This is a genomic window from Gilliamella sp. B3172 (genome assembly GCF_026536465.1).
In the GTDB taxonomy this organism is placed as follows: Bacteria; Pseudomonadota; Gammaproteobacteria; order Enterobacterales; family Orbaceae; genus Gilliamella.
In genome coordinates this window covers 502,302-526,608 of sequence record NZ_JAFNOA010000001.1, presented here as the reverse complement: position 1 = coordinate 526,608, position 24,307 = coordinate 502,302, and the positions used below count along the sequence as shown (strand labels likewise).

Annotated in this window: 22 protein-coding genes; 12 read left to right on the top strand and 10 right to left on the bottom strand. The window is 37.4% G+C overall.

What is annotated here, in order from left to right:
• The first annotated feature begins 28 nt into the window (after window positions 1–28).
• From greB to J3U37_RS02340, 3 genes are all read left to right on the top strand, one after another.
• Complete coding sequence (gene greB / locus J3U37_RS02350; protein ID WP_220217746.1) at window positions 29–511, top strand: transcription elongation factor GreB; 483 nt, start codon at window positions 29–31, stop codon at window positions 509–511.
• A 156-nt stretch (window positions 512–667) separates the two neighbouring features.
• Window positions 668–1,759, top strand: a complete 1,092-nt coding sequence (locus J3U37_RS02345; protein ID WP_267373106.1) for a YcbX family protein — start codon at window positions 668–670, stop codon at window positions 1,757–1,759.
• Between the two features lie 12 nt (window positions 1,760–1,771).
• A complete protein-coding gene (locus J3U37_RS02340) occupies window positions 1,772–1,930 on the top strand; it encodes a hypothetical protein (RefSeq protein ID WP_267329823.1) in 159 nt (52 codons plus the stop codon).
• A gap of 63 nt (window positions 1,931–1,993) precedes the next feature.
• Here J3U37_RS02340 and J3U37_RS02335 read toward each other — a convergent pair whose 3' ends face one another.
• On the bottom strand, window positions 1,994–2,575 hold the full coding sequence (locus J3U37_RS02335; protein WP_220217749.1) for a cell division protein ZapC: 582 nt from the start codon (window positions 2,573–2,575) through the stop codon (window positions 1,994–1,996).
• 295 nt (window positions 2,576–2,870) lie between these two features.
• Window positions 2,871–4,349 (bottom strand): ketol-acid reductoisomerase, encoded by a 1,479-nt coding sequence (gene ilvC, locus J3U37_RS02330; protein ID WP_220217750.1) that lies wholly within the window; start codon window positions 4,347–4,349, stop codon window positions 2,871–2,873.
• 177 nt (window positions 4,350–4,526) lie between these two features.
• On the opposite strand from ilvC, the gene J3U37_RS02325 reads away from it, so the two are divergent.
• Genes J3U37_RS02325 through fis form a run of 5 tightly spaced genes read left to right on the top strand, consistent with a single transcriptional unit; the run spans window position 4,527 to window position 8,411 of the window.
• Complete coding sequence (locus J3U37_RS02325; protein ID WP_220217751.1) at window positions 4,527–4,763, top strand: YhdT family protein; 237 nt, start codon at window positions 4,527–4,529, stop codon at window positions 4,761–4,763.
• 7 nt (window positions 4,764–4,770) lie between these two features.
• A complete protein-coding gene (panF, locus tag J3U37_RS02320; protein ID WP_267373105.1) occupies window positions 4,771–6,222 on the top strand; it encodes a sodium/pantothenate symporter in 1,452 nt (483 codons plus the stop codon).
• A complete protein-coding gene (prmA, locus tag J3U37_RS02315; RefSeq protein WP_220217753.1) occupies window positions 6,197–7,063 on the top strand; it encodes a 50S ribosomal protein L11 methyltransferase in 867 nt (288 codons plus the stop codon). The genes panF and prmA overlap by 26 nt, the downstream gene beginning before the upstream one ends.
• A 36-nt stretch (window positions 7,064–7,099) precedes the next feature.
• Window positions 7,100–8,107: a tRNA dihydrouridine synthase DusB gene (gene dusB, locus J3U37_RS02310; RefSeq protein ID WP_220217754.1), complete on the top strand. Its 1,008-nt coding sequence runs from the start codon at window positions 7,100–7,102 to the stop codon at window positions 8,105–8,107.
• Window positions 8,108–8,114: 7 nt separating this feature from the next.
• A complete protein-coding gene (gene fis / locus J3U37_RS02305; RefSeq protein ID WP_034883623.1) occupies window positions 8,115–8,411 on the top strand; it encodes a DNA-binding transcriptional regulator Fis in 297 nt (98 codons plus the stop codon).
• Window positions 8,412–8,534: 123 nt separating this feature from the next.
• Here the strand turns inward: fis and rbsR are convergent, their stop codons facing one another.
• Genes rbsR through rbsD form a run of 6 tightly spaced genes read right to left on the bottom strand, consistent with a single transcriptional unit; the run spans window position 8,535 to window position 14,357 of the window.
• Window positions 8,535–9,518 carry a ribose operon transcriptional repressor RbsR gene (gene rbsR, locus J3U37_RS02300; protein ID WP_220217755.1) on the bottom strand — a complete coding sequence of 328 codons (984 nt, stop codon included), beginning with the start codon at window positions 9,516–9,518 and terminating at the stop codon, window positions 8,535–8,537.
• Between the two features lie 26 nt (window positions 9,519–9,544).
• Window positions 9,545–10,474: a ribokinase gene (gene rbsK, locus J3U37_RS02295; RefSeq protein ID WP_267373104.1), complete on the bottom strand. Its 930-nt coding sequence runs from the start codon at window positions 10,472–10,474 to the stop codon at window positions 9,545–9,547.
• 46 nt (window positions 10,475–10,520) lie between these two features.
• Complete coding sequence (gene rbsB, locus J3U37_RS02290) at window positions 10,521–11,417, bottom strand: ribose ABC transporter substrate-binding protein RbsB (protein WP_267373103.1); 897 nt, start codon at window positions 11,415–11,417, stop codon at window positions 10,521–10,523.
• 36 nt (window positions 11,418–11,453) lie between these two features.
• A complete protein-coding gene (rbsC, locus tag J3U37_RS02285; protein WP_267373102.1) occupies window positions 11,454–12,404 on the bottom strand; it encodes a ribose ABC transporter permease in 951 nt (316 codons plus the stop codon).
• A complete protein-coding gene (gene rbsA, locus J3U37_RS02280) occupies window positions 12,404–13,906 on the bottom strand; it encodes a ribose ABC transporter ATP-binding protein RbsA (RefSeq protein ID WP_267373101.1) in 1,503 nt (500 codons plus the stop codon). The genes rbsC and rbsA overlap by 1 nt, the downstream gene beginning before the upstream one ends.
• Before the next feature lie 31 nt (window positions 13,907–13,937).
• Window positions 13,938–14,357 carry a D-ribose pyranase gene (rbsD, locus tag J3U37_RS02275; RefSeq protein ID WP_267373100.1) on the bottom strand — a complete coding sequence of 140 codons (420 nt, stop codon included), beginning with the start codon at window positions 14,355–14,357 and terminating at the stop codon, window positions 13,938–13,940.
• A 368-nt stretch (window positions 14,358–14,725) separates the two neighbouring features.
• Between rbsD and J3U37_RS02270 the strand changes: the two genes are divergently transcribed.
• On the top strand, window positions 14,726–15,469 hold the full coding sequence (locus J3U37_RS02270) for a YebC/PmpR family DNA-binding transcriptional regulator (RefSeq protein ID WP_220217761.1): 744 nt from the start codon (window positions 14,726–14,728) through the stop codon (window positions 15,467–15,469).
• On the top strand, window positions 15,469–15,957 hold the full coding sequence (gene ruvC / locus J3U37_RS02265) for a crossover junction endodeoxyribonuclease RuvC (protein ID WP_220217762.1): 489 nt from the start codon (window positions 15,469–15,471) through the stop codon (window positions 15,955–15,957). Before J3U37_RS02270 ends, ruvC begins: the two co-directional genes overlap by 1 nt.
• Window positions 15,958–16,253: 296 nt before the next feature.
• Here ruvC and J3U37_RS02260 read toward each other — a convergent pair whose 3' ends face one another.
• Window positions 16,254–19,472, bottom strand: coding sequence for an efflux RND transporter permease subunit (locus tag J3U37_RS02260; protein ID WP_267373099.1), 3,219 nt, complete (start codon window positions 19,470–19,472; stop codon window positions 16,254–16,256).
• 19 nt (window positions 19,473–19,491) lie between these two features.
• The gene (locus J3U37_RS02255; protein ID WP_267329814.1) at window positions 19,492–20,688 is read right to left on the bottom strand and encodes an efflux RND transporter periplasmic adaptor subunit; all 1,197 of its coding nucleotides are present in this window, start codon (window positions 20,686–20,688) and stop codon (window positions 19,492–19,494) included.
• Window positions 20,689–21,092: 404 nt separating this feature from the next.
• Between J3U37_RS02255 and zipA the strand changes: the two genes are divergently transcribed.
• The gene (gene zipA, locus J3U37_RS02250) at window positions 21,093–22,010 is read left to right on the top strand and encodes a cell division protein ZipA (RefSeq protein WP_416379973.1); all 918 of its coding nucleotides are present in this window, start codon (window positions 21,093–21,095) and stop codon (window positions 22,008–22,010) included.
• A gap of 191 nt (window positions 22,011–22,201) precedes the next feature.
• Window positions 22,202–24,286, top strand: a complete 2,085-nt coding sequence (ligA, locus tag J3U37_RS02245) for an NAD-dependent DNA ligase LigA (RefSeq protein ID WP_267373097.1) — start codon at window positions 22,202–22,204, stop codon at window positions 24,284–24,286.
• Window positions 24,287–24,307: the final 21 nt, after the last annotated feature.

Genomic DNA, 24,307 nt, shown 5'->3' with positions numbered 1-24,307 from the left:
TTGTCGATTAACGGAATGTAATCTTATTATGCAAAAAGCTAATTATATAACAAGAGAGGGCTACTTGGCACTCGATCGTGAATTGAAATATTTATGGAAAGAAGAAAGACCGCGTGTTACTCAAGCTGTTTCTGATGCGGCAGCACTAGGCGATCGTAGCGAAAATGCCGAATATATTTATGGAAAACGACGATTACGTGAAATTGACAGACGAGTAAGATTTTTAACTAAGCGTTTAGAGATATTGACTATTGTCGATCCGGATCCAAGACAAGAAGGCAAAGTCTTTTTTGGTGCATGGGTAAAGTTGGAAGATGAATCGGGTAACACGCAAATTTACCGTATTGTGGGAGCCGATGAATTTGATCCTAAAAAAAATTGGATTTCAATTAATAGTCCTGTTGCCAGAGCGTTAATTGGTCATAAAGTTGATGATGAAATATCAGTAATGACACCTAATGGTAAAGCTTATTTTTTTATTTTAGAAATTAGCTATACTCAAATAATTTAATATATTAACCATTTAATCGATGAAAATTAGGGATAAGTTTTAGACGATCTAGCTAGGTAGTTATTCAATTATTCATAGACGTATTATCTACTGCCTATAAATTAGGATAAATTCGGTTTACAATTAAGATCATCTTTACTCATCACTTTATTTATTATGAGCGCTGTCAGTCAACTATTTATCTATCCTATTAAATCGCTTGCAGGTATTCCCCTAAATAACTCGAATGTCGTTGAAGGGGGATTTAAATATGATCGTGTATTGATGATTAGTGAACCTGACGGAACATTTATTACTGCAAGACAATTTCCTGAGCTTTTAAAACTAAAAACAGCTATTGTTAATAACAATATCGTTGTTTCAACACCGTACGATGAATCAATCACGATTAATTTCGATGAATTTTCTAAAAGCAATGAACCAACAGAAGTTTGGGGTAACCATTTCACTTCACATATAGCACCAATTAGTGTGAATCAATTTTTTAGTCAACTGCTACACAAAGATGTACAACTTCGTTGGGTTGGGCGACAATTATCACGCAGAACCAAGCGCTATCAAGATGTGCCGGTAAGTTTTGCTGACGGCTACCCTTATCTATTATTAAATGAAGCATCTTTTAATTATCTTCAAAAGCAGTGTCCGGAAAAATTAGATATTCGCCAATTTCGGGCAAATATCATTATCAAAGACGCACTACCTTTTGCCGAAGACGGCTGGAAAACGATCAAAATTGGCGAAGTGATTTTTGATATTGTAAAGCCCTGCACTCGCTGTGTGTTAACTACGATCAATGTCAATTCCGCTAAACCGCTTGCCAACAATGAGCCGCTTAATACTTTGCGTTATTTTCGATCTGATGATCAAGGGCAGATCGATTTTGGTATGAATATGATTGCTCGAAATCAGGGTACTGTATCGATTGGTGATAAAATTGAGGTACTTGAACGCCAACCAGCTAAAAACTATATTAAAAACTTTCCTAAAGAATCAATAAAAGACTATCAACCTTGTACAATTACTTTCCAAGATAAAAAAATTAAAGGTAATAATCAGCAAACAATTTTAGAACAACTTGAACAACATAATATTTCAATTCCTAACTCTTGTCGGGCTGGTGTATGTGGTCGTTGCTCAGTATTATTAACAAAAGGGAATGTAAAACCTTTAACTCAATCAGCGATTAAACAAAATAAACATATTTTAGCCTGTAGTTGTGTTCCAAAAGGTGATATCACTATAGAATAGAAAAATAATGATATGAATGCTCAATCCATAGTCGGTTGGATGTTTACTCAACATTTAGACTTGTGGGAAGCTGGAAGGGATTATTTACAAAAAGCAGCAGATCAAGGTCTTATTGATGCAAAAATAGGTTTACAGCTAACGTCGGATAAAAATCCTTTTATCATGTATTAAACAATAAAAGATAAGTTTTAAAGGGGTAATGGATAGTAAACTACCCATTTTAAACTAAGTTAATTAAGAAATAGCTTTTAATTTAAACTGCTCATCATCCAAAGCTATGGCGTTTTCTGTTTTTATGAATGACTTAGCTAAAGCTAATCTATCATTCATCACCTTAATTGCTTCTGAAAAATAGAAGGTTTTGTTCATAGCAATGAACGTAGGTTGCGCTATAATGCAAAGCGATGCGCTTTCACCAGCTTCAACAACCAATAAACATACTCGCTGACCTGATTCTTGCAAGTTTACTTCAACAATATCAGCAACTTTCGGATTATACAGCATAGGTTGCTGAGAAAAATACCAACTCTTAGGCATTTGTGGTTTTAAAAAATTTGAAGCTACGATAGCATTGATTGATAATTCAATTTTTTGAGAGTCACTTAAAGCTAAAGATTGGCAACTATCATAAAATAGATAATAAGCCGTAGCATCACCTACCGAAAACGAAAATTCAGTAAAAACGTCGGGTATCAACATTTTACTGGAATAGCAGGAACGGAATAACATATCAGACGAAACTTCAAGCATCAAGCTATCATATTCGCTATCAAAAAACCAACGCCAACTATCTGTTGGTCGAAAAGTCATTTTCATTGACATGTTTCCCTGTTAAGTTGCATTAAAATTAGGCAAAAGATAACATAAATATTAAAAAAAATAAATATAAAATTAAAATAAAAAATTTTTAATTATTTAATTTATAAAAGTTTTAATTAAATTTTAACAGGATCCAAATGATCTAAGTTGGATCTAAAATTGGATCTTGGATCCAACTTAGATCATTCTTTTTTATACTTAAACACCTATATTTTCTGAAAGTTCTTGACAAGCATTTTTAGACATAAAAAAAGGCGCCATTAAGCGCCTTATACAGTGAAAAGTAAATTAATTAACTTGCAACATTAATACGTTTCATATCAGTCATATAGCTACGTAATTTGCGCCCGATGATCTCAATTGGATGGTTGCGGATCTCATCATTAACATCACGTAATAAGGCATTATCTACGCTGCCTTCCGGGATCGCTTTACCTAAATCACCAGCTTGTAAAAGTGGCATGAATTTTTCTTTCAATAACGGCACGGCTGCATTTGAAAATAGGTAGTTACCATATTCAGCAGTGTCTGAGATTACCACATTCATTTCGTATAAACGTTTACGGGCAATGGTATTTGCGATCAATGGTAACTCATGTAATGATTCATAATAAGCCGATTCTGGTAAGATACCGGATTCAAGCATAGTTTCAAAAGCAAGTTCTACACCAGCCTTAACCATTGCGACCATAACAACACCTTGATCAAAATAAGCTTGTTCATCAATTTTACCTTGATATTCAGCGGCTTTTTCAAATGCGGTTTCCCCAGTTTCTTTACGCCATTTTAATAGATTTGCATCATCATTAGCCCAGTCTTTCATCATAGTTGATGAAAATTCGCCTGAAATAATATCATCCATATGTTTACGATAAAGATCGGTCATTACAATTTTTAATTCTTTAGCCAAAACATTGGCACGTAACTTAGCAGGATTAGATAAACGATCCATCATTAGCGTGATGCCACCTTGTTTTAATGCTTCAGTTATTGTTTCCCAGCCAAATTGTAATAATTTACATGCATAAGCCGGATCAACACCTTCAGCAACAAGCTTATCAAAGCAAAGTAAAGATCCGGTTTGCAACATTCCACAAAGTATGGTTTGTTCACCCATTAGATCTGATTTAACTTCAGCAACAAAAGAAGATTGTAAAACACCAGCACGATGCCCACCGGTTGCCGCAGCCCAAGCTTTGGCGATCGCTAAACCTTCACCTTTTGGATCATTTTCCGGATGCACAGCGATCAAAGTTGGTACGCCAAAGCCACGTTTATACTCTTCACGGACTTCAGTTCCCGGGCATTTTGGTGCCACCATAACAACCGTAATATCAGAACGAATTTTTTCGCCCACTTCGACAATATTAAAACCATGCGAATAGCCTAATGCGGCACCTTGTTTCATAAGTGGTTGTACCGCTTGTACCACAGCTGAATGTTGTTTATCCGGTGTTAAATTGATAACCAGATCAGCTGTTGGAATTAACTCTTCATAACTGCCCACTTTAAAACCATTCTCGGTCGCTTTTTTCCAAGATGCTCGTTTTTCAGCAATTGCTTCTTTACGTAAAGCATAAGAGATGTCTAATCCCGAATCACGCATGTTAAGCCCTTGATTCAGACCTTGCGCACCACAACCAACAATAACAATTTTTTTGCCTTTTAAAAAATCAGCTTCTGATGCAAATTCATCACGAGCCATAAAACGGCATTGACCTAATTGATCTAATTTTTCACGTAAATTTAAGGTATTAAAATAGTTTGACATTATACTCTCCATGAGTTGAATAACAGGTAATCGATTTTTTTACACTATATAGTAAATTTATAATTGCGAAAATTGATATATTTAGAATATTATGTTGCATAAGTTGCAATATACTTGCTAAGTTAAATACTTTCTTTTACTCTAAGCCACCCAAAATGAATAGGCCAAAACTTAAATATGGATACACGTTATAAGCAAGCAAATAAAGAAGCAAAACTTTCATTGCTATTAACTATTTTCTATCTTATTGCATGGAGTGTTGGCGCTTACTGCGTTAAGGATAAAATGGGCTTATTAGGTCTGCCATTATGGTTTGAATTATCGTGTATATTGGCACCTGTTGGTTTTATTTTATTGTGCTTTATTATTGTAAAATCTCAATTTAAAAATATCTCTCTGGAACAAACTAAGTGATTAAACAATGCATTTAGATATTATTCTTCCTCTGGTTATCTATCTTATTTTTGTATTTGCACTTTCAATTTATGCTTACACAAAAAGGAAAAAAGTTAATCAATTTACCGATTATTTTATTGGTAACCGAACCATGGGCGGTTTTTTGCTAGCCATGACGCTAGCGGCCACTTATATCAGTGCCAGTTCATTTATAGGCGGCCCTGGTGCGGCTTATAAATATGGTCTTGGCTGGGTGCTTTTATCCATGATTCAAGTGCCAACGGTCTTGCTTTCGCTTGGTATATTGGGCAAAAAATTTGCTATTTTAGCGCGTAAATATAATGCCATTACATTAAGTGACATGCTCTATGCACATTATAAAAGTAAAATGATTGTTTGGTTTGCAAGTATTACACTCGTGGTTGCATTTGTTGGCGCAATGACTGTGCAATTTGTCGGCGGAGCTCGCTTACTTCAATCCTCAGTTGGGATCCCCTACGACATTGGATTATTAATTTTCGGCATAGGTACGGTCATTTATACGGCGTTTGGTGGATTTAGAGCCAGTATCTTAAACGATGCTTTTCAAGGTTTAGTGATGATTATTGGCGCTATTTTACTGTTGATAGCCATCATTTATGCCGGCGGTGGTATCACCGCTATTGTTGAGCGTTTATATGAAATTGATCCAGCCTTATTAACGCCGGAAGGTCCAAATCATTTTATGGACTTCCCTTTTATGACCTCGTTTTGGGTATTAGTCTGTTTTGGTGTAGTTGGCTTACCGCATACCGCTGTGCGTTGTATGGCATATAAAGATAGCAAAGCAGTGCATCAAGGTATTATTATCGGCACAATTGTGGTCACTATTATTATGTTAACCATGCATCTATCCGGTGCGCTTGGGCGGGCAATTATTAGTGATTTAACCATTCCGGATCAAATTGTACCGACATTGATCATCAACGTGTTACCGCCTCTTGCGGCAGGGATCTTTTTGGCTGCACCGCTTGCAGCAATCATGTCGACTATTAATGCACAACTATTGCAAATATCTTCTGTTATTATTAAAGATCTGTTTTTAAGTATTAAACCAAATACCAACTGTAGTGATAAGGTGCTAACTCGCATCTCAATTGCAATTACATTTATTTTTGGCGGGCTACTGATTTTAGCAGCTTGGAAACCGCCAGAAATGATAATATGGCTAAATTTATTAGCGTTTGGTGGGCTTGAAGCCGTATTTTTATGGCCTTTAGTTTTAGGACTGTATTGGAAAAAAGCCAACGCAACCGGTGCACTTTGCTCAATGTTTGCCGGTGCGATAAGTTATACGCTACTTGCCGCTTATGATATTAAAATTTACTCTTTTCATCCAATTGTGCCATCTTTAATAATTGGATTGATAACCTTTATTATTGCCAACAAGTTTGGTAACACAGGAAAAAATTATGCCTTGGATTCAACTGAGAATTAATACTACAAACGACTTAGCAGAAAGCATTAGCGAACAATTGGAAGAATCAGGGGCTGTATCTGTCACGTTTCAAGATACTTATGATACCCCGGTATTTGAGCCGCTACCCGGTGAAACCAAACTTTGGGGAAATACCGATGTCGTTGGTTTATATGATGCGCAAACAGATATTGAAGAGTTAAAAGCAATGTTAAATCTAGCGCAATTTTCCTATAAAATTGAACAGCTAGAGGATAAAGATTGGGAACGTGAATGGATGGATAACTTTCATCCAATGCAATTTGGCAAGCGTTTATGGATTTGCCCTAGTTGGCGTGAAGTGCCCGATGTTAATGCCGTAAATGTCATGCTTGATCCCGGCTTAGCTTTTGGCACCGGCACACATCCAACTACGGCGTTATGTTTAACTTGGCTAGATAGTTTAGATCTAACTGATAAAATAGTGATTGATTATGGCTGTGGATCTGGTATTTTAGCAATTGCAGCGCTCAAATTAGGCGCCAAACGGGTAATTGGTATTGACATTGATCCACAAGCAATACAAGCAAGCCGTGACAATGCAATGCGCAATAATGTCAGTGAGCAATTGGAGCTCTATTTAGCTAAAGATATACCCGACAATTTACAAGCTGATGTCGTTGTTGCTAACATCTTAGCTGGACCGCTCAAGGAATTGGAGCCAAATATTAGCAAGCTTGTGAAATCAAGCGGAAATTTAGGTTTATCTGGTATTTTAGAATCACAATCCCAAAGCGTTTATGACCACTATCAAGCCCACTTTGAACTTGATCCGATTGTTGAACAAGAAGAGTGGTGCCGAATAACTGGTAAAAAAAAGTAAAAATTTGACATTATCCCCTTTTATCTTCGAAAAAAAATGCGTAATATAGCCCGCTTTAATTTGCTAAGTATTGGTGATGTGACATTAAAGAATAATTTAATTGCCGCACCAATGGCCGGAGTCAGCGATAGACCATTTCGTAATTTGTGTTATCGATTTGGTGCTGGCATGACCGTGTCAGAAATGTTTTTGGCAAATTCTGATGTTTGGCATACAGATAAATCTTCATTACGCATGATTTCATCGGATGATGTTGGGATAAGGGCTGTTCAAATTGTCGGTTCAGATCCTGACGAAATGGCAAGAGCAGCAGAATTTAATGTCAAACATGGCGCACAACTTATTGATATCAATATGGGGTGCCCGGCTAAAAAAGTAAATAAAAAATTAGCAGGTTCTGCGTTAATGCAGAATCCGGCACTAATTAAAACGATTTTGCAAAAAGTTGTTGGTGCAGTCGATGTACCAGTAACTTTAAAAACTCGGACTGGATGGGATAAAAATCATAGAAATTGCATTGAAATCGCACAAATTGCCCAGGATTGTGGCGTAAAGGCTATTACTATTCATGGCAGAACACGTGCTTGTTTGTTCAATGGAGTGGCAGAATATGAATCTATTAAAGCAGTGAAAGAAAATGTAACGATTCCTGTCATTGCTAATGGTGATATTTGTACTCCCGAACAAGCAAAAGAAGTTTTTAAATATACGCAAGCTGATGCTATAATGATCGGCCGAGCGGCACAGGGGCGACCTTGGATATTTGAAGAAATTGCATTCTATTTAACACATGGACAGTTACAAAAAGATAAAACGATTGAAGAAGTAGAACAGATTGTATTAACACATCTTGAAGATCTTTATCAGTTTTACGGAGAATACAAAGGATTACGGATTGCCAGAAAGCATGTAAATTGGTATACCAAGAATTATGCTGATAGCGATCAATTCAGGCGCTTATTTAGTGTACTTAGCAATACAAGTGAGCAAGTAGCTACACTAAAAGCATTTTTTAGTCAAATTAGAAACAAACAAAAGAGTTAAAAATACTATGTCAGAACAACGCGTTACAGCTGCAGCACTTAAATTTACAACTGTAAACTCTCAAGACCAAATAACACAAAAACCTTTGCGAGATTCAGTAAAACAAGCTTTGAAAAACTATTTATCTCAATTAAATGGTGAAGATCCTACTGATCTATATGAATTAGTGCTAGCGGAAGTTGAACACCCATTCCTTGATATGGTTATGCAATACACACGTGGCAATCAAACCCGAGCTGCCAATATGCTTGGTATCAACCGTGGTACTTTACGTAAAAAATTAAAACAATATGGTATGAGTTAGTCGATACTTTTAGCATATTCAAATTAAACTATGAATTAAAAGCGTCTATCAAAAGGCGCTTTTTTTGTCACTTATTATTTATGAGCCTTAATCATTCTATGACTCAATATTGGAAAATAAACATCAAACCGATGAACGCAAGATTAAAGTTGGCGTCAATGTCAGTTTATGCGGAAGTTCGGTAGGGTTATGTAGCCGGTTTAATAAGGTTTCAACCGCTAATTGTCCAAGCTCTTCTTTAGGTTGATGAATGGTTGTTAATGGCGGTGTCATGTATTGGGCGATTTCAATATCATCATAGCCAATAATGGCAATATCTTTACCCGCCACCAAACCATTACGATAAAGTGTTTGATAAGCCCCGATTGCCATTGCATCATTACAACAAAATACCGCCTGCGGGCGAGTGGCAAGATCTAACAAGCTTTGCATCGCAACAATGCCCGAAGCAAACTGAAAATCCCCTTGAGCTTCATACCCCGCCAAAACAGCTAAGTTAGCGTCGTGCATCGCTTTTCGGTAACCTTGCAACCGTGACTGAGCTTGGGTATTATTCAAAGGACCTGTGATACAAGCAATGCGTTGATATTGCTTTGATATTAAAAACTCGGTAGCAAGAGTTGCACCATAAAAAGAGTTGTCTTGAATGGTATCGCAAATACCACTAAAAGGCGTCCAGTCCATCATAACCATAGCGAGTTTCGGATAACGTGCAAATATCTGCTGTGGAATTGAGTGGGTTTCCGTACACATCGCCAATAGACCATCAACCCGCTTTTGCAGTAAATGTTCTATGTTATCGAGCATACGTTGATGATCGCCCTCTGTGTGGCATAATATCAAGTTGTAACCCAGTTCATAGCAACTTCGTTCAACACCTTGTACTACTTCGGAATAAAATGGGTTATTACTACTCGTCACTAACATACCAATAGTATACGTTTTATTGCTTTTCAAACTGCGAGCTATCGCACATGGCGTGTAATTTAACTGTGCGATAGCCTGTTCAACTTTTTCCCGAACAGCCGGGCTTACATAGCGATCGTTATTGATAACATGAGAGACAGTTGATGTTGATACTTTCGCAAGTTTTGCGATATCTTTCATTGTTGCCAATTTTTTATTCTCATCAGTTATTTACCTTGTAATTGAAGAAACTCATCTACCTGTTTACGGGTTGGAACGGATGTTTGTGCTCCAGGTTTAGTGACAGATAATGCCGCAGCAGCATGGGCAGATATAACTGCTTCATTTAAACGCTTGCCGTCTAAAAGTGCGGTCACAAGCATGCCATTAAATGTGTCGCCGGCACCAATGGTATCGACTGCATCAACCTTAAAGCCTGCGACTAATTCACCAACACCAGATGAACTGACCCAAGCCCCTTTGCTACCTAACGTAATAATAACGGTAGTAACGCCCTTATCATGCAATACATTGGCCGCATGATGAGCATCTTGCTCAGTCACAATTTTAATACCGGTTAAATGTTCTGCTTCAGTTTCATTTGGCGTAATAATATCGATGTGCTTAAGCAGATCATCAGATAATTTTTGCGCCGGAGCCGGATTTAAAATCACTTGCGTATTATGCGCCTTAGCTAGTTTAGCGGCTTGTTTAATGGTAGCTAAAGGTGTTTCAAGTTGCATTAAAATCGCATCAGCATGAATGATATCATCTTTAAATTCAAGTAAATATTCTGGCGTTACCGCAGAATTAGCACCAGCATAAATCGCTATTTGGTTTTCACCTTGTTGATTAACTAATATTAAAGCAACACCGGTATTTTCACCATTAATAGTTGAAACCGAACAAGTCTCAATATTATCCTCTTGTAACTGTTGTTTAATCTGCTTACCTAATTGGTCATTACCGACCGCTGCAATAAACTGAATGTTTGCTCCCAAGCGCCCTGCTGCTACCGCTTGATTCGCCCCTTTACCACCAAATGATATTTGGTAGTTTGAACCGGATAAAGTTTCACCCGGTTGTGGAAATGCAGGTACATTTAAGATATGGTCAACGTTAACACTACCTAAAACAATTAATTTTTTACCCTTCATTCGTATTTTCCTAATGCTATAACCAAAGGACACATTAATTTGCCTTTTAATCATTTATATGAGTAACAAGTCTGAGCTCAACCGGAACTTGAGTTGCTACTTTTTCGCCTTTTATCACTTTATCAGCAATTTCAATGCCCATAGCCCCTATCTCGTTCGGCTGTTGAGCCACCGTCGCACCTAGTTTACCACGTGAAACTGACTTAATACCGTCTTCGGTGCCGTCAAAGCCAACAACTAAAATATCGTTTCTTCCGGCGGTTTGAATAGCACGCATCGCTCCTAAAGCCATTTCATCATTTTCAGCAAACACCGCTTGAACATTCGGATAAGCTGTTAATAGATTTTGCATAACATTCATCCCTTTAGCACGATCAAAATCTGCCGGTTGCGCTGTTAACAAAGTCAGGTTGTTTTCTTGGATTGATTGAGTGAATCCTTCCCCTCTTTCACGTGATGCTGAAGTGCCTACAATGCCTTGTAGTTGAATCACTTTTGCACTAGCGCCTAACTTTTCAAAGATAAAATTACCCGCCATTTTACCACCAGCGACATTATCAGACGCAATGTGACTAACAACTTCGCCTTTACTTGCCGTACGATCAAGCGTGATAACGGGTATTCCTGCTTTATTTGCAGCAAGAACAGCATTACCAACCGCCTCAGAATCAGTAGGATTGATTAAGATTAATTTGGTGCCTTTAACTAGGATATCTTCTACATTTGCCAGCTCTTTTGCCGGATTATTTTGCGAATCTAACACGACTAAATCATAACCTAATTCATTCGCTTTTTGAACGGCACCCTCTTTTAAGGTAACAAAAAACGGATTATTAAGTGTTGAAACAATCAATGCTATATTTTCTTTAGCCCATACTTGAGAAACTAAACTAAAGCTCATAGCCACGCCGACAACGGTCGCCAAAATCTTTCTTAAACTCATCACATTCTCCTAAAATTTACTTCTTTTTTAACACAACTACTTATTGTTTTTTTTATCCACCAAAACCGCTAATAATATAACCACGCCTTTTACAATCATTTGATAGTAAGCATCGACGCCTAACATATTTAGTCCATTATTTAAGAAACCTAATATGAGTGCCCCAATTAATGTACCGAAAATTTTACCTCGTCCACCTGACATACTTGTCCCACCAAGTACGACAGCAGCAATAGCATCCATTTCATAACCAGTACCAGCAGTAGGCTGAGCCGAAGAGAGTCTGGATACTTCAATAGTACTTGCTAGAGCACACAATAATCCACTAAGCGCATAGACAATAATTTTCACACGATCAACATTAATGCCAGATAACCGTGTTGCCGCCTCATTGCCGCCCAATGCATATATGTAACGACCTAAACGGGTATATTTGAGTAAATACCATGCCGCAATAAATACTAATGCCATTATCAATATTGGCACAGGAATACCAAAAATGCGACCAAAGGCAATAGATTCAAATATTTCTGAATTATCATTGGTGCCGGTAGAGATTGGGCTTCCTTTGGTATAAACCTGTGTTACGCCACGTAAAATAAGCATCATGACTAATGTAGCAATAAAGGCTTGTAATTTCCCTTTAGCAATAATCACACCAGAAAAAGCACCTAATAGCGCACTAATAATTAATGATGCTGAGATAGCTATAAAGGGTGAAATATCCGAACTAATCATCGAAGCGGTTAAAGCGCCGGCTAAAGCAAAAATTGACCCGACCGCCAAATCAATACCTGAGGTTAAGATAACTAATGTCATTCCAACTGCAATAATGGCGTTGATTGATGTCTGTTGTAAAATATTAAAAAAATTGTTTAAGGTAAAAAAGTTATCACTTAAACACGACACAATCGCAATTAGCACTAGTAAAGTAATTAATGACTTTTGCTCAACTAAAAAATTCTTGAGCGTTTTATTTTGCAGCATCAGTTCTCTCCTATATTTTTTCCAACGGCAGCTGCCATAAGTTTTTCTTGTGTTGCATCACTTATTGAAAAGTCACCTGTTACTTTTCCTTCGTGGATTACTAATATACGATCGCTCATACCGAGCACTTCGGGCATATCAGATGAAACCAAAATGACACTTAATCCTTGTTGTTTAAATTGGTTAATCAGTTGGTATATCTCTTTTTTGGCGCCAACATCTACCCCACGAGTTGGTTCATCGAGAATTAATATACTTGGACGGGTCATTAGCCCTTTAGCAATGGCAACTTTCTGCTGATTACCACCGGATAAAAAACCGATGATTTGATTAGTTGACGGGGTTTTGATGTTAAATAAGCCAACAAAATCATCTACCGCTTGTTGTTCATCTATCAATCGCAGTTTTTTAAAGGGGTTAACAAAATAGCTTAAAGCATTAAGTGACATATTGTCCTTCACCGACATACCTAAGATTAATCCATCTTTTTTACGATCTTCTGAGATATAGACAATCCCATGATTTAATCCGTCTTTAGGTGTTTGAGTCTTAATTGTTTTACCATTTAAAACAATCGTTCCCGATTTTGCCGGATTAGCGCCATAAATCATTTTCATTAACTCTGTTCGCCCGGCGCCCATAAGTCCGGAAATACCGAGTATTTCACCTTCATGCAGCGAAAAACTGACATCATTTACACCATTACCGATTAAGTTTTTAACGGATAGTGTCTCTTTTCCACGTTGAATATCGATTCGAGGATACTGATCTTGAAGTTTTCGCCCAACCATCATCTCAATTAAGGTATCTTCAGTTAATTCACTCACCTTTTTTTCGCCAATAAATTGGCCGTCACGTAACACTGTTACTGCATCACAAATTTCAAAAATCTCTTGTAGCCGATGCGAAATATAAACTACACCGCAATTTTGCTGTTTTAATTTTCTGATGACTTCAAACAGTGATGCCGTTTCAGTATCCGTTAAGGCATCAGTCGGTTCATCCATGATAATAACTTTAGAATTGAAGCTTAGCACTTTGGCTATTTCAACCATTTGTTGCTCACCGATAGATAAATCACTTATCAAACGTCGACTATCATATTTTAGATGTAGCTCCGCTAATAATTTATCGGCTTGGGCGTAGGTTTTGTTCCAGTCAATACAACCAAATTTATTGGTAAATTCTCGCCCTAGAAATATATTCTCAGCAATGGTGAGTTCCGGTATTAAGTTGAGTTCTTGATGAATAATACCGATTCCGGCTTCTTGTGACGATTTTGGTCCATTAAAATTAGTTGCTTTGCCTAAATAGATAATGTCGCCAGCATCTTTTTTATATATTCCTGTTAACACTTTCATCAGTGTTGACTTACCCGCACCATTTTCACCAATCAAAGCCATAACCTGACCGGCTTTAACATTTAAGCTCGCCCCGGATAATGCTTTAACACCAGGAAAAGATTTATGAATATTGGTAAGCTCTAATAGGTTGTCGTTCATAACGTACTCATCAATGTTTGACTATTTAAAATTAAAAAATTACACCTGATTGTAAAATTATATTAGCGTAGGGGGTGCATTCACCTGTTCTAATAACCGCTTTACAATGATGAGTTTGTTGTTTTAGCTCTTCATGTGAGACATAAACGATCTCAACACTGCTTTGTTGAGTCTGTTTGATCTTTTTTAGTTGCTTTAATATTTTGTTATGAATAGTTGGGTTTTGGGCAATAACTTCCTGCGCCAAAATGACTTTTTCAATTTGCATCTCTTTTGATAATGATTCGAAAACTTGCATAAACGTTGGTATACCATAGGTCAATGCTAAATCAATTCGTTGAACTGCGTTAGGAATGGGTAAACCCGCATCACCAATAGCTATTTGATCGGTATGCCCCATTTTGGAAAGAGCCTGAACAATTTCTGAGTTAAATAATTGCCCTTTATGCATAATATAATCCTTTAAATAATCCGTTTAGTTGCTATCGAAACGTTTCGATAACACATCATCCTTGTAAAAATTGTTTATGGCAATAGTAAAAAATTCAAACTTGTGATCTGGATCAATCTGAATGGATTCAGTTATAGAAAAAATCATGAATAAACACGATAAAATAGGTTTAGTTATGAGGGTAAACTAATAATTAGCATCGGCTATTTAATTGTTATCCCACTAAAATATCGCGTTTTTAATTAAATTTTGATTAAAAATAGCTCTATGTTTGACTGTTAAAAAGGAATGAACATAATGATAATGAATTTTAGACAAAAGTTTGTTAAAATGTAGCGATTTTTAAATATTTTAATCTGGAGAATTTTATGGCAGGTCATAGTAAATGGGCCAATACCAAACACCGCAAAGCGGCACAAGATGCTAAGCGCGGTAAAATCTTTACAAAAATTATTCGTGAACTTGTAACCGCAGCCAAAATCGGTGGTGGCGATCCAGCGTCTAACCCTCGCTTACGTGCCGCAATGGACAAAGCACTTTCAAATAATATGACACGTGACACGATGAATCGTGCTGTTGCTCGTGGTGTAGGTGGTGAAGATGACACCAACATGGAAACCATTATTTATGAAGGTTATGGTCCAGCGGGTACAGCTGTTATGGTTGAATGTTTAAGTGACAACCGTAATCGCACAGTATCAGAAGTGCGTCATGCATTTACTAAAACAGGCGGCAATCTTGGAACTGACGGTTCAGTATCTTATCTATTTACTAAAAAAGGGGTAATTTCTTATCCTAGTGGTACTGATGAAGATCAAGTTATGGACGCAGCGCTTGAAGCTGGTGCTGATGATGTTGTAACTTATGATGATGGTGCAATTGATGTATTTACAACACCTGAATCTTTTGGTGAAGTAAAAGATGCGTTAGATGCAGCAGGATTAGTAGCTGAATCGGCAGAAGTATCAATGATTCCAGCGACTAAAGTAGATCTTGATGTCGACTCTGCGCCTAAATTACTTCGCTTAATTGATATGCTTGAAGATTGTGATGATGTTCAAGAAGTGTATCATAATGGTGAAGTATCTGACGAGGTTGCAGCTACGCTCTAATGGCCATTATTCTTGGCATCGATCCCGGCTCTCGTTTGACCGGTTACGGTGTAATCCGTCAAACGGGACGACAATTAACTTATCTTGGCAGTGGCTGTATTCGTACTGCTGTCGATGACTTACCTACTCGCTTAAAACGCGTTTATGCGGGTGTAAGCGAAATTATCCTTCAATTCCAACCGGATATGTTTGCAATCGAGCAAGTTTTTATGGCTCGCAATGCAGACTCGGCTTTAAAGTTAGGACAAGCAAGAGGCTCAGCGATTGTCGCTGCGGTAAATCATGATTTACCGGTTTTTGAATATGCGGCTCGTTTAGTCAAACAAAGTGTGGTTGGCACCGGCGCTGCCGATAAAAAGCAAGTACAACATATGGTCAAATTATTACTAAAACTACCCGCTAGCCCGCAAGCGGATGCGGCCGATGCTTTAGCAATAGCCATCACTCATGCGCATATGGGACAACACTTAATAAAATCACTCAAGTAATGTAATGCCCTATTATTTATCATTTAACACTGGTGATTTTCAATTTATCTAATCACAACAATGCTAGATCTTTTTCTTGTTATTCAAATCAACGCTTATTTTACATACTCTACCATTTACGCATACAATTTGTTGAGCTTAGACTTTATGGCTATAACTTATTTTCAATTTATTTGATTACTACAAAAATGAAATAAAAAAAGCACCAATATTATTGGTGCTTTGCAATTAGATTGATAAAAATAAAATCACAATTAACTTGTTAATGCACTCCCTACTTTAAGCTGGGAATGCATTTATTGATTACTTTTATCTGCTGATTTTGATAGGTTACTTGGTAATACCACCTTATTTTTATGTTTAGTAAATAGTTTGGTAATAAACAAGAAGAATAACGGAACATAGAATATTGCTAAGAATGTTGCCGTTAACATACCACCAATTACCCCGGTACCAACCGCATTTTGGCTTGCCGAACCGGCTCCGGTGTTCAATGCTAATGGTAATACACCTAAAATAAAGGCGAAAGAAGTCATTAAAATTGGTCGCAAGCGTAACCGACATGCTTCAAGGGTTGCATCGATAAGCGATTTCCCTTCTTTTTCTAATGCATCTTTAGCAAATTCTACGATCAATATTGCATTTTTAGCCGATAAACCCATGGTTGTTAATAGACCAACGATGAAGTAAATATCATTATCAAGTCCTCTAAACATCGTTGCAAATACTGTACCTAAAATACCTAATGGTATAACAAATAATATTGAGATTGGTACTGTCCAACTTTCATATAATGCGGCTAATGACAAGAACACAACAATAATAGAAATAATGTAAAGAGTCGTGGTTTGTGAACCGGTTTGACGCTCTTGATAAGAGATATCAGTCCAGTCGAAAGAGAAGCCTTTTGGTAACTGTTGAGATAACTCTTCCATAATTGCCATTGCTTGACCAGAACTTAAGCCCGGCGCTGCTGATCCACTGATGCCCATTGCTGCCACACCGTCATAGCGAACTAATGAAGGTGAACCATAGCTTTTCGAGGTTGTTGCAAATGCATCATAAGGAACCATTTCACCTTTTTGATTTTTAACATGCCAATAACTAAAGTCATCTGGCAGCATACGATAAGGCGCATCTGATTGTAAGTAGACTTTTTTAACTCGGTTGTTATAAACAAAGTCATCGATATAAGCTGAACCTAAAGCCGTTGATAATACGGTATTAACACTACCTACTGAAACACCAAGCGCCTGCGCTGTTTCAAAATCAACGTTAATTTTGTATTGTGGCACATCTAACATACTGCCCGGACGGACTTGCTGTAGTTGAGGATTATGAGACGCTTGCCCTAATATTTGGTAAAAAGCTCCCATTAAAGCATCATGACCTAGTCCAGCTGAATCTTTTAGCATATAAGAAAAACCATTTGCCATACCTAAAGACGGTACCGCAGGTAGATTTGCTACAATTACACGTCCCTCAGTAATGGTAGAGGCAAATTGCCAACCACTTCCAACTAAAGCATCAACTTTTTGATCCGGACGTTTACGCTCATCCCAGTCTTTTAATCGAACAAATCCGAGTCCCATATTTTGGCCACGACCAACCATACTAAAGCCCGCAACGGTAAAGATTTCTTTCACTGAATCGGCTTTTTGTTCCATATAGAATTTAGATGTTTTATTCAAAACGCCCATTGTCTGTTCTAATGTTGACCCCGGTGGTAATTCAACCATGACAATCAATACACCTTGGTCTTCGTTAGGTAAAAATCCTGTAGGTAATCGATTAAATCCGAAGAATAAACCTACAATAATTAAAATATAACAAACAAACGATACCAGCGGGAAACGAATGAATTTAATTACGCCTTTTTCATAATAGTGCAGGCTGAAACTATAAACTCGGTTGAAACGCTCAAAAAACCATTTAGTGGCAAGTGCACACCAACTAAATGGCGGGATATTTGATAATTTTTCGCCAAATGTCGCTTTTTTATTCTTACTTTTATTTGGCGCTTTTAAAATTTGAGCACAAAGCGCTGGCGTTAACACAATGGCCATTAAAACAGATAACGACATTGACGTTACAATGGTAATTGAGAACTGACGATAAATTCCCCCAGCAGCACCACCATAAAATGCCATTGGCACAAATACCGCAGATAATACGACCGCTATCCCAACTAAAGCAGACGTAATCTGTTCCATTGATTTAACCGTTGCTGCATAAGGAGAAAGTCCCTCATCATGCATAATACGTTCAACGTTTTCGATAACGACGATAGCATCATCGACCAATAGACCGATTGCCAACACCATGGCGAACATGGATAAAGTATTTATGGTAAATCCACAAATATACAAGATTGCGAAAGTACCTAACAACACAACCGGTACAGTAATTGTCGGTATCAGCGTTGAGCGAAGGTTTTGCAAAAATACATACATTACAATAACAACGAGAACTATTGCTTCGATTAATGTATGGATTACGTTACTGATAGATAACTTAACAAAAGGTGTTGTATCGTACGGATAAGCAAATTTAATATCTTCAGGGAAAATTTTCGATAATTCTTCAATTTTCTTATCAACTTGTTCAGAAGTATCTAATTGGTTTGCACCCGTTGCTAAATAGATACCTAAACCAGCAGACGGTTTACCGTCATAACGAGAAATAAAATTATAATCAGCAGCACCGATTTCAACTTTTGCCACATCTTTTAACAACACATTCGAGCCATCAGTATTAACACGAACAAGAATGTTTTGGAACTGTTCAGGTGTTTTTAACCGTGATTGAGCTGTAATAGTAGCATTAAGTTCTTGACCGTCAGTTGCCGGTAAAGCACCTAGCTGACCTGCTGTTACTTGCGCATTTTGCGCTTGAATAGCCGTAGTGATTTCTTCAATTGATAAATTAAAATAGGTCAATTTATTCGGATCAAGCCAAATACGCATCGCATATTCAGAGCCAAATAACTGAGTATCACCTACACCTTGTACCCGTCGTATAGGATCTTGTACGGTTGAATAAACAAAGTCTGCGATATCTGCTTGTGTTTTTTGTGGGTTGGTTGAATAAAAACCGATAACTTTTAGAAAGTTAGTATTATTTTTAGCAACTGACACACCATTTTTCTGCACACTTTCAGGTAGCCGTGATTTAATACTTTCAACTTTATTTAACACTTGCACCTGCGCAAAGTCAGGACTAGTACCAGGCGCAAAAGTAAGGGTAGTTTGCACAACCCCTTGAGCACTACTGGTTGATTTCATATAAATTAAATTATCTAATCCCGTTAAATTCTGTTCAATTAACTGAGTAACGGTATTTTCAATTGTTTGAGCATCAGCGCCCGGATATACAGCAGAGACAGTAACAGCTGGTGGTGCGATATCGGGATATTGTTCAACAGCTAACAGCTTTATACATAAAGCGCCGCCGAGCATCATCATGATAGCAATTACCCATGCAAAAACAGGTCTATCAATAAAAAACTTAGCCATAATTAAATCTACCCCTGTTTTATTTCACGCTGTTTTCGATGATATTATCTAACTGTTCTTGAGTGAGTGTAGCCGGCGTACCAACAACTAAACCTTGCATTGGTTTACCAGATTCAACTGCGGTTAAATTTAATAACCCGGTTGTAATGACTTGTTCACCAATACTAATTCCTTCGGTCACGATCCAGTATCCGCCGATACCGGTGTAAACTTTAATACCTTGACGGTATTCAATTGTATAATCTGGTTTTAAGATTTTAGCTGTGTACTGACCTTTAGCATTACTGGTAATACCTTGTTGCGGTACCAGTACTGCATTTCGTATATACCCTAGCGTCATTTGTGGTTTAACAAACATGCCCGGTAAGATTTTGCCTTCACGGTTAGGGAATTGGGAACGTAACGTTACGGTACCGGTAGTTTCATTAACCGTCATGTCTGAAAATTTAATGCTTCCTGGCTCTGCATATTTAGAACCGTCATTAAAAAATAGTTCAACATTATTGCCTTTAGCCGGTTCATAGATCACGTTTTGGTCTTGAAGATATTTGTTATAACGAGTCGCCGCTTCTGTCATATCAACATAAATTGGGTCAAGTTGCTGAACTAAAGCTAACGGCGCTGATTGTCCCGCAGAAACTAAAGCCCCTTCAGTGACACTTGAGCGACCGATATAACCATCAATTGGCGAGTAAACTTTAGTATAATCTAAGTTCACTTTAGCAGCATGCTCAGCAGCTTGTGCGACCAATACACTTGCTTCTGCTTGTTGAGCATCAGCATTTGCTTTATCGTATTCTTGCTGACTGATTGACTTACTGGTCAATAGACCTGCATAACGCTTTAAAGTAAGTTGAGCAATTTTGGCATTAGCTTTTGCGCTGGCAACGTTTGCAACTGCGCTATCATAATTGGCTTGATAAATGGCAGGATCGATTTGATAAAGCGACTGTCCGGCTTTCACATTAGAACTTTCATCAAACTCACGTTTTAATACAATCCCACTGACTTGAGGTCGAATTTCAGCGATTTGAGATGCAACAACGCGTCCTGGTAAATTTATTTTTAAGGTGTAGTTTAGCGGTTCCACTTTAAAAACGGTTACCTTTGGAATTTGATTATTACCGCCCTGCGATTTACCATTATCACAACTCGTTAGTAGAAACAGACTAGTTATTGCAACTGGTACGGTTAATAATAGTTTGTTAAATCTCATATAAAAATGACCTCAGTAAACTTAATAATTATTTTTTTAATAACAATAAATCTTATTTAAAAGTAACCGAGGATTTTACAAAAAATATGCATAGATTGTAAGTATCTTTACAAGTTAATAGCACAGAGTTCTAAAAATTAGCATTAGAAAAACAAGGAATAAAAAAATTATTTTATCTATTATCATTATTTCTAGAAATAAAGTAATATATTTATTGATTTTTCGTGCTATTAAAGTATTTTAAATAAAATGTTATACTAATAACTATAGCTGCTATAGTTTGTACGAATATAGCTTACTAATAAATAGTAAAAAATTTAACATTGTTAAACTCTGAAATCAGTTTTATTCAATAACATTATTGAATAATTTGAGTCTATATTTAATTTAAATCTGAGATGGGTATTATGGATAATTTACGTATTGTTCTAATTGTTGTTGCGTCCTTGGTCATTATTGCTCTATTGATTCATGGATTTTGGATCAATAAAAAAGAACGTTCTTCCCTATTTAAATCGGACCAAAAGGATAAAGTCCCGCAAAATACTCAAGCACTCGAAGATATTTACAATAATGAAGAAGATGATGTGATTTTACTTAATCCGAAAAATAAAACGGTTGAAGAAACGGCTCAAGAAGAGACGCCAAAAGAAGAAAGAATCGAAAATACACCTCAGCAAGTCGATTTATTTATTGATGATATTCAAGAAGATAAAGAACAAGATGACGAGCAATCTCAATCTACAGTAAACTTTAAAGAAGAGATATTTGAAGACTCACCGGTAACTGAACCAAAAATCAATAAGCAAGCTGAACAGCGTGTTAGCAGTGAAGTAAACACGGCTAAGGCAAATGAACAAAGCTATAAACAAGAAAAACTCAATGTGGATTATACCGAAGAAAATCCAATGGAGATTATTGTATTAAACGTGACAGGTCTAAAAGGACAATTATTACAAGGCGATGTCCTACTTGCCAGTATAATGCAATCAGGATTTCAATTTGGCGATATGAAAATATTCCACCGTCACCTTGACCCGGCAGGTAATGGCCCTATCTTGTTTAGTTTAGCTAATATGGTTAGCCCAGGTTATTTAGATCCGGAAACCATGCATGAATTTACTACACCAGGTGTGTCAATTTTTATGGTTGCACCAACACACGGCAATAATCAACAAAATTTCAAGTTAATGCTACAAACAGCCCAACGTATCGCTGATGATGTCAATGGCGTGGTATTAGATGATGAACATCATATGATGACACCACAGAAAATTGATAGTTATAAAGAACGTATTAAAAAAGCCTGTAACGAAAGTTAATCGTTTAAAAATTAGCAATTCTAAAATACTACCATGCCACCAACTGATGTTGGTGCATGGAGTGAAACTTATTAATTAATCTTTTATAGAACCTTTAAAAATAAATCGTTATTGTATCTAATATTATTGATATTAATACAAATTAAATGATAATCCTTAAAACCTGCGTTTCAATTTAAGAGCCTACAATCATGTCACAATCAAATAGAACTGAACATTCATCAAATCAATCTGTATCAACACAGGATGTCGTTGCACAGTTAACATCTTTACGTAATCTGATCAGACATCATGAATACTGTTACTATGTGCTCGATGACCCTCAAATTCCTGACGTAGAATATGATAAATTATTTAAACAATTACAATCTTTAGAACAGCTGCACCCGGATTTAATTACAGCTGACTCACCAACTCAACGAGTAGGCGGCACACCGTTATCGCAGTTTGCCTCTATTAAACATGAATTACCGATGCTGTCATTGGATAATGTGTTTGACGAAGCAAGCTTTATCGCATTTAACAAAAGAGTTAAAGATCGCTTACATCTTGATGATAATCATGAAGTCGAGTATTGCTGTGAACTTAAACTTGACGGCTTGGCGGTCAGTTTGCTCTATGAAAATGGTCAATTTGTACAAGCTGCAACTCGTGGTGATGGCACTACAGGCGAAGATATTACGGCTAATGTCAAAACCATTAAAACCATTCCGCTAGTATTACTTGGTGAGAATATTCCTGCACGTTTGGAAGTGCGAGGCGAAGTATTTATGACACATAAAGGCTTTGCTAAACTCAATAGCGATGCAGAAAAACGTAATGAAAAAGTCTTTGCAAACCCTCGTAATGCTGCCGCAGGTTCACTCAGACAATTAGATCCCAAAATTACAGCCAAAAGACCATTAACCTTTTTTTGTTATGGTGTTGGGATTGTTGAAGGCGCTCAGTTACCCGATACCCATTACCAACGTTTAATGCAATTAAAGGCATGGGGACTGCCTGTTAGCGATAAAGTCGAAAAACGTCTAGGCGCACAAGCGGCGTTAGACTATTTTAACCAAATCGGCGAACAACGCATGTCGTTAGGTTTTGATATTGACGGCGTTGTTATAAAAGTTAACAGTATTGCCTTACAAGAAGAGCTTGGCTTTGTTGCCCGAGCACCACGTTGGGCAACCGCATTTAAGTTTCCGGCTCAAGAAGAAGTAACCAGACTGAATAAAGTTGATTTTCAGGTTGGGCGAACTGGCGCAATCACCCCGGTTGCAAGGCTAGAACCGGTATCAGTTGCTGGCGTTATTGTCAGTAATGCTACACTACATAATAGTGATGAAATTGAGCGATTAGGCGTCCGTGAAGGTGACTATGTTACCGTTCGCCGTGCGGGTGATGTCATACCTAAAATAGTTGCTGTGGTTAAAGACCGTAGACCGAATGATACCAAAGCGATTGTGTTTCCAACCCACTGCCCTATCTGTGGCTCATTAATTGTGCGGGATGAAGGACAAGCCGTTTCACGATGTGCTGGTGGATTAATTTGCCCGGCACAACGCAAAGAAGCCTTAAAACATTTCGTTTCTCGTCGAGCTATGAATGTAGATGGTATGGGCGATAGGCTAATCGAACAATTAGTTGATAAAGATTATGTTAAAACACCGGCAGATCTTTATAAACTCAATGTCCCAACCTTATGCAGCTTAGATAAAGTTGGGGAAAAATCTGCCAAAAATTTATTAAATGCCTTAGATGTATCAAAAGCCACAACGTTAAGCCGATTTATTTTTGCGCTTGGTATTCCAAATGTTGGGGAAGTGACGGCTGAAAATTTAGTCAATCAGCTGGGTAACTTAAAAGCGATTGAAGATGCTTCGCTGGAACAACTACAAACAGTCAACGATGTTGGAGCGATTATCGCGGAAAGTATTATCGACTTTTTTCAAGAACCTCATAACCGCAACGTCATTGAGCAATTAACCAGTGATGAGATTGGTATTCATTGGCAAGATGTTAACCCACAAGCTCAAACCGTAACCACCGATTCACCATTTTCCGGCAAAACGGTTGTGTTAACCGGTACCTTATCGGTATTAACACGTGATGAAGCGAAAGACAAATTGAAACAACTTGGGGCAAAAGTCACTGGTAGCGTATCAAAAAATACCGATTTGGTTATCGCCGGTGAGGCAGCAGGTTCTAAATTAGAAAAAGCACAAGCGCTAGGCGTTAAAGTTATTGACGAACAAGAAATGTTAAATTTATTGAATGAATCAAGATAAAATAAGCTGGAATATCTTTAG